The organism is Candidatus Methylomirabilota bacterium (assembly GCA_027293415.1).
Lineage (GTDB): Bacteria > Methylomirabilota > Methylomirabilia > Methylomirabilales > CSP1-5 > CSP1-5.
Genome location: JAPUFX010000151.1, coordinates 1 through 5428 on the forward strand (window position 1 = coordinate 1; position 5428 = coordinate 5428).

Sequence of the window (5428 nt, forward strand, 5' to 3'; positions counted from 1 at the left end):
ATCAAGTACTACGACGACGAGTCGACACCGGCGCGTGGCGCGCAGCTCGCTGAACGGCTGATCGTACAGGACGGCATTAAGTTCATGCTGGGGCCGTACAGCTCGGGCCTCACCAAGGCGATCGCACCCGTGACCGAGAAATACGCGATCCCGATGGTGGAAGGGAACGGCGCCTCTCGATCGATTTTCAACAAGGGCTACAGATATGTCTTCGCCGTGCTCTCGACGTCTGATTTCTACCTGAGGGAAGCGATTAACCTGGCCGCCGAGGTGGCGCAGCTCCAAAAAAGGGATCCCAGCACCGTGAAGGTAGCCTTGGCTATCGAAAACGATCCGTTCTCGCAGGATATCCGCGCCGGCGTGCTCGAGGATGCCAAGCGCTGGAAGATGAAGGTCGTCATCGACGACAAGCTCCCGCCCGAGCTGAACGACATGTCGGCGACCTTGACCAAAGTGAAGGTCCTGAGGCCCGACGTCCTGGTGGTTTCAGGCCATTCCAAGGGGGCGACGTTAGCCATTAAACAACTCTCGCAGAAGAAGATCAACGTGCCAATGCTCGCCATTACCCACTGCGAGGCGGCGAAGGTGATCAAGAATTTCGGTCCGCTCGCCGATTATACCTTGTGCGCAGCCCAGTGGGCACCACCCCTAACCTACAAGGACAAGTGGTTCGGCCCGGCCAGTGACTATGCCAAGAGGTTCGAAAAGGAATACGGCTATGTGCCGCCGTATCAGGCCGCAGAGTCGACGGCGGCAGTCCTGGTCTACGTCGACGCCATAGAGCGGGCGGGCTCGTTCGACACCGAGAAGGTCCGCGACGCGATTGCTGCCACCAGCATTGAGACTTTCTACGGCAACATCAAATTCGACGCAACCGGCAAGAATATCGCCAAGCCCATGATCCTCCGCCAGATTCAGAACGGTGAGTACAAGGTCGTGGCGCCGACCAGGTGGGCGACGGGCAAGCTGATCCACCCGCGACCCAAGTGGAGCAAGCGCTAACCTTTTGACAGAGGCACCCGCCCCTGCACACAGTGGATTCAATAAATTCAAGTGCTTCAGTGTGGAGGACGTGGCAAGACGTGCATTCGCTCTTCGGAGCATAAAATGTTATTTGTTGAGACGCGCCTCCTTCCCTATGCGATGACGTGACGTCGTGCTTTTCTACTACTGCATTGATGGCTCTCTCGCCGTTGGTGCTCCCTGGTGGCGGTTTCTGGCATCTAGAGCCCCGGCATGGGTTCTTCTGAAAACCAGCAGAACCTTCCCGCCTAGCCATCCCACCACCAAGATGTGCCTCCGTCTCATGCTCCAAGACCTCAAACGACGACGGTGCCGAACCCTGGCGGACGTGGGCTGCGGCAGCGGGGTCTTGGCGCTGGCAGGATTGAAACTTGGGGTGGAGCATGCTCTAGCTACAGATATCAGTCCCCAGGCTCTCGTCACCAGCCGAGCTAATGCTGAGCTTAACCACTTGCAGGACCGGATGCTGCTCGTTAGAGGGTCAACAGAGGCGGTGGCTGACCGTTTTGACTTGGTGCTGGCGAATTTACCTATGCCCATACTGAGAGACAAACTGGCTGAACTAGTTCGGTTGAGTGGAGACGAGGCCACGCTGGTGCTGTCCGGATTTCAGGATGTGGACAAAACCCTTGTCGAGGAGGAAATCGCTCGACTTGGCCTCACTGCGCAGTATTGGTTAAGTGAAGATTTGACTTTTCCTGCCGTACCGCCGTCAGGAAGTTTCACCTGGATGGCCGTTCTTGCCCGTCGAGTGGGTAGTAAGCAGTGAGCTTAAAGAATAAGGATTTCCATGGAAGTGACCTCTGGCAAGTCGTAAGATAATTTGGCCAGCTGAAGCCGATGTGGAGGAGCGGGCCGACCCAATGTGAGGCCTGACCAACCCGTTTTGCACAGGCGCATGGAGCATGGCCTGCTGGAGACCAAACTGATGCGCCCATAACACATGCTTCGCGAAGGTATTAGAAGCATGAAAAACTCACGGGGGTCAATGGGGTCAGAGTAGATTGAATTGGACTGGGTGAATTAGGCAGGTGGAGCCGGCGGGGATGATTCGAGCCTCTGACCTGCTAATTGGTAATCAGATCCTTACCGCCCAGTCCCAGCAAATCAAGCCTTTCCACGACGCTGCTACCATGGTGCTACCGGTAGTTCCCGAGTCAGAGGTTTCCTAAGTTGAAAAAAGGGGTTGCAGGGAAGTCCGCACCAAACATCAAACCCCCATTGTTATAGGTACTTCCGCGCTTTCCTTTAAGTCTCTACTTTACCCTCTTTTCTGCCATTTCTGTGGGATTGGTGTCAGGCTTGCCTAAGTTGCGTTGATCCCGAAGCAGTCATCCAGCGACTGGGGTAGGGGACCATAGAGTGAAGCAGCAAGCCCACGCTAATCAAATCCATCTTGCGACAAGTGCTGTAATCCCGTAGCATGGACCCACCACTCTCAGTAACCGATGGGCCTGTAGCTCAGGTGGACAGAGCAGAGGTTTCCTAATCCCCGAAAGTCCACTTGTGCTCTAGCAAAAACGCCAGTTTACGACCTCCACTAAGAGGGAGGTCCAAGCTGGCATTTCCATTCGCGTACGAATTTTGTACGAACACCCGGCCCGCCCCAGGCCGACACTAGCTCCCCTATAGGCCCTAGCTCCCACAGATTCCCAAGGCGTGCATCAGGAACGGTCGTGTCGAGTCCTTTCAGCTCTGAAAACACCACGAGCGCCGAGTTTCCCCCGACTGCCGCCCGTCACTAGGGCCACTTTTTCCTTGAGCTTCATATCGCCCCCTTGCCAATCACATGATCCATCTGTTAGCCTTGCTCACGCGTTCACCGTCATGCACCTATTGCCATGCTGCAAGGGAGGAACTATGGGTGAGTTCATCAAGGTCGCTCAGACCAAAGATATTGCTGACGGAACGGGAATCCTGGTGGAACTGGAGGGAGAACGGATCGCCCTCTTCAATGAGAACGAGACCTTCTACGCGATCGGCGACACCTGCACCCACGAGGGCGGCCCCCTCTCGGAGGGGGACTTGGCTGGGGACATCGTAGAATGTCCATGGCACCTTGCCCAGTTCAATGTGAAGACCGGTGAAGTCGTCAGCCCCCCTGCCACCGATCCTGTTCCCAGCTACCGGGTGAAGGTGGAGGGAGAGGATATCCTCATCGAACGCCAGTGACGATCAATCAGCGGAGCTTCCTGACCTCCTCCGCGACGAGTACCTCCCCTTCCTTCTTAAATTTGATTATCACCCGGTCCCCCGGCATGACACCCCTAGCCCAAAAACACCACGAGCGTCGAGTTGTCCCGACGCCCGTCGCTTGACACCCCTTGCCCGGTGAGGGATACTTAGGCCCCCTTCAGGAGAAGCACCAATGAAACCGGGGTGGAGCATAGCCTCCCGCCCACCGCAAGGACCATTCGACGGCGCACCAAACATTCAGACGCCCTCTCAGGCGGAGCACGGCCTGGGGGGCGTTTTTATTTTTAGAGGGGTTGGACGCCTTAACCAGTAATGAGGGAGAACGTCATGGTGAAGATACTGTACCAGCGCTTTTGGGGCACCTATCAATCCACCCGGGCTGGCATGCAGCAAATCCTAGCCTCGGCCCGGCATAAGGAGGGACAAGGAATGATCCGGACTATCGGGCTGCTCGCCCTGGTAATAATGTTGATGGGGTGCGCTACCATTATGCATGGGTCTAGCCAAACCGTCGGGATTTCCTCCTCTCCCTCCGGGGCTCGCGTTACCATCAATGGGGAGTACAGGGGGGAGACTCCGCTTAGGGTCGAGCTTGCCCGAAAGCAAGACTACATCATCAAGGTGGAAAAGGAAGGCTTCGAACCGGCTAGTTCCACAATCACGAGTAAGGTGTCCGGGATGACGTTTGGGAATATCATATTTGGTGGTCTGATTGGCCTCGCTGTGGATGCTGGGTCGGGAGGGTTGTATAAGCTCTCCCAGGATGACGTACAGATAACTCTCACCAAGCTCGGCGCGGCTGATGTTACCCCAGCTGATGTTAATATACTTAGTCCTTCGCCTGAGACTTCCGAGACGCCATCCATTACCACTGCACAAGAGGTATTTTCGATCCCAGAGCTCGGGGTGACGCTGAAGTCGGAAGGGGAAATACTCGTGGTCGGGAAAGTCCACCCCGGCGGCTTGGGTGAGGGCGCCGGTCTGCAAGCGGGGGACTGGGTGACCAAAATCCACGGCACTCCTGTAACAGATCGGGCTTCCCTGGTGGAGGCTGTCTGTGCCCGCGATGATATCTGGTTTCGGATCATAACTTTCAAAAGAGCTAATGAAACAATCAACATATCCTTCACGCCGGGAGATTTCGAATGTCTACAGCCAACGCCTAGCGGGGTTGGTGTCGAAGGAAGCCTCCCGGAAGGTGAAGAAGGAACAACGTCCGCCCAGGAGAAAGATATTACTGACTAGCCACGAGGATTCAATGCCTGCCTTTGTCAACTGACCCCGTCCTTTTGCTATGGGCAATCGACGATCGCTCCTCTGGTCAATTTTACTTAGTCTGGTGCTGGGCCCCCTATGCGGGAGTCCGGCACAAGCCCACCGCTCCGGCTGCCACCGCTGGCATTCCTGCCCCTCGGATCGCGGAACCTATATTTGCGGTGATCTAGGTTACTGCTCGGGATGCCCCGACAATCAGTACTGCCTGAATCGGAAGCCAAGGTCGAGGCAGGAGCAAATCCCCCAGGACGTACCCGGGCGTGAAGTACCCAAGTCCGAGGCTTCGGTCCAAGTCGTCCGGGTGATCGACGGCGACACCATCCAGGTTTGCTGCGTTTTCGGAGATCGGGTGACGATCAGTGTCTCACCGACCGGAAGCCAAGGGGCAAGGGGCCTCCTCCCTGAAGGTTTCCCGCCGAGAGCCGCGACGGCACTGAGGAGGCGGACGTGTTGAAGGAGCTTCTGGAGTATCTCGCAAAGAACCTCGTCGAAAACCCCGATGCGGTGAGTGTGGAGGCGATCGAAGACGGGGAGACGACGACGCTGAGGCTCAAAGTGGCCCAATCAGATGTGGGGCGGGTGATTGGGAGGGAGGGGCGGAACGCCCGGGCGATGCGGACCCTGCTTCACGCGGTCGGGGCCAAATCTGGGCGACGGACGAAATTCGAGATTGTTGAGTAGCGACAAAAAAGAGGAGGGCAGAAGCCATGACCTACCGCGAACTGTCCACGATCCTCGCAGCCCTACGCCACTTTCAGAAGGAACCGGAATGGGTACAGAAGTCTTACCCGGGGTTTGACGAGGTGCAGCCGCTGACCGATGAGCAGATTGACAGGCTTTGCGAGGAACTGAACACGAACCAGGAGCTCACGAAAATCAAGCTGACGGGAATCAAATGACCGACCAAGAAATCCCCAAGCATCTGATCGCGGCC

At 56.6% G+C, this 5428-nt stretch carries 6 protein-coding genes; all 6 read left to right on the forward strand.

Annotated features, from left to right (window positions below):
• The coding region (locus O6929_10840) for an amino acid ABC transporter substrate-binding protein (GenBank protein MCZ6480882.1) at positions 1–1002 on the forward strand (1002 nt) is incomplete at its 5' end.
• Between the two features lie 154 nt (positions 1003–1156).
• The gene (locus O6929_10845; protein MCZ6480883.1) at positions 1157–1792 is read left to right on the forward strand and encodes a 50S ribosomal protein L11 methyltransferase; all 636 of its coding nucleotides are present in this window, start codon (positions 1157–1159) and stop codon (positions 1790–1792) included.
• Between the two features lie 1091 nt (positions 1793–2883).
• A complete protein-coding gene (locus tag O6929_10850) occupies positions 2884–3195 on the forward strand; it encodes a non-heme iron oxygenase ferredoxin subunit (GenBank protein MCZ6480884.1) in 312 nt (103 codons plus the stop codon).
• Between the two features lie 453 nt (positions 3196–3648).
• Positions 3649–4464: a PEGA domain-containing protein gene (locus O6929_10855; protein MCZ6480885.1), complete on the forward strand. Its 816-nt coding sequence runs from the start codon at positions 3649–3651 to the stop codon at positions 4462–4464.
• 477 nt (positions 4465–4941) lie between these two features.
• Positions 4942–5175: a KH domain-containing protein gene (locus O6929_10860; protein ID MCZ6480886.1), complete on the forward strand. Its 234-nt coding sequence runs from the start codon at positions 4942–4944 to the stop codon at positions 5173–5175.
• A 26-nt stretch (positions 5176–5201) separates the two neighbouring features.
• Positions 5202–5393, forward strand: coding sequence for a hypothetical protein (locus O6929_10865; GenBank protein MCZ6480887.1), 192 nt, complete (start codon positions 5202–5204; stop codon positions 5391–5393).
• The last annotated feature ends 35 nt before the right edge of the window (positions 5394–5428 follow it).

Excerpts from the sequence above, each read along its gene's own strand:
- O6929_10850 (MCZ6480884.1), top strand. The coding sequence starts at position 2,884 with ATGGGTGAGTTCATCAAGGTCGCTCAGACCAAAGATATTGCTGACGGA.
- O6929_10855 (MCZ6480885.1), top strand. The coding sequence starts at position 3,649 with ATGATCCGGACTATCGGGCTGCTCGCCCTGGTAATAATGTTGATGGGG.
- O6929_10865 (MCZ6480887.1), top strand. The coding sequence starts at position 5,202 with ATGACCTACCGCGAACTGTCCACGATCCTCGCAGCCCTACGCCACTTT.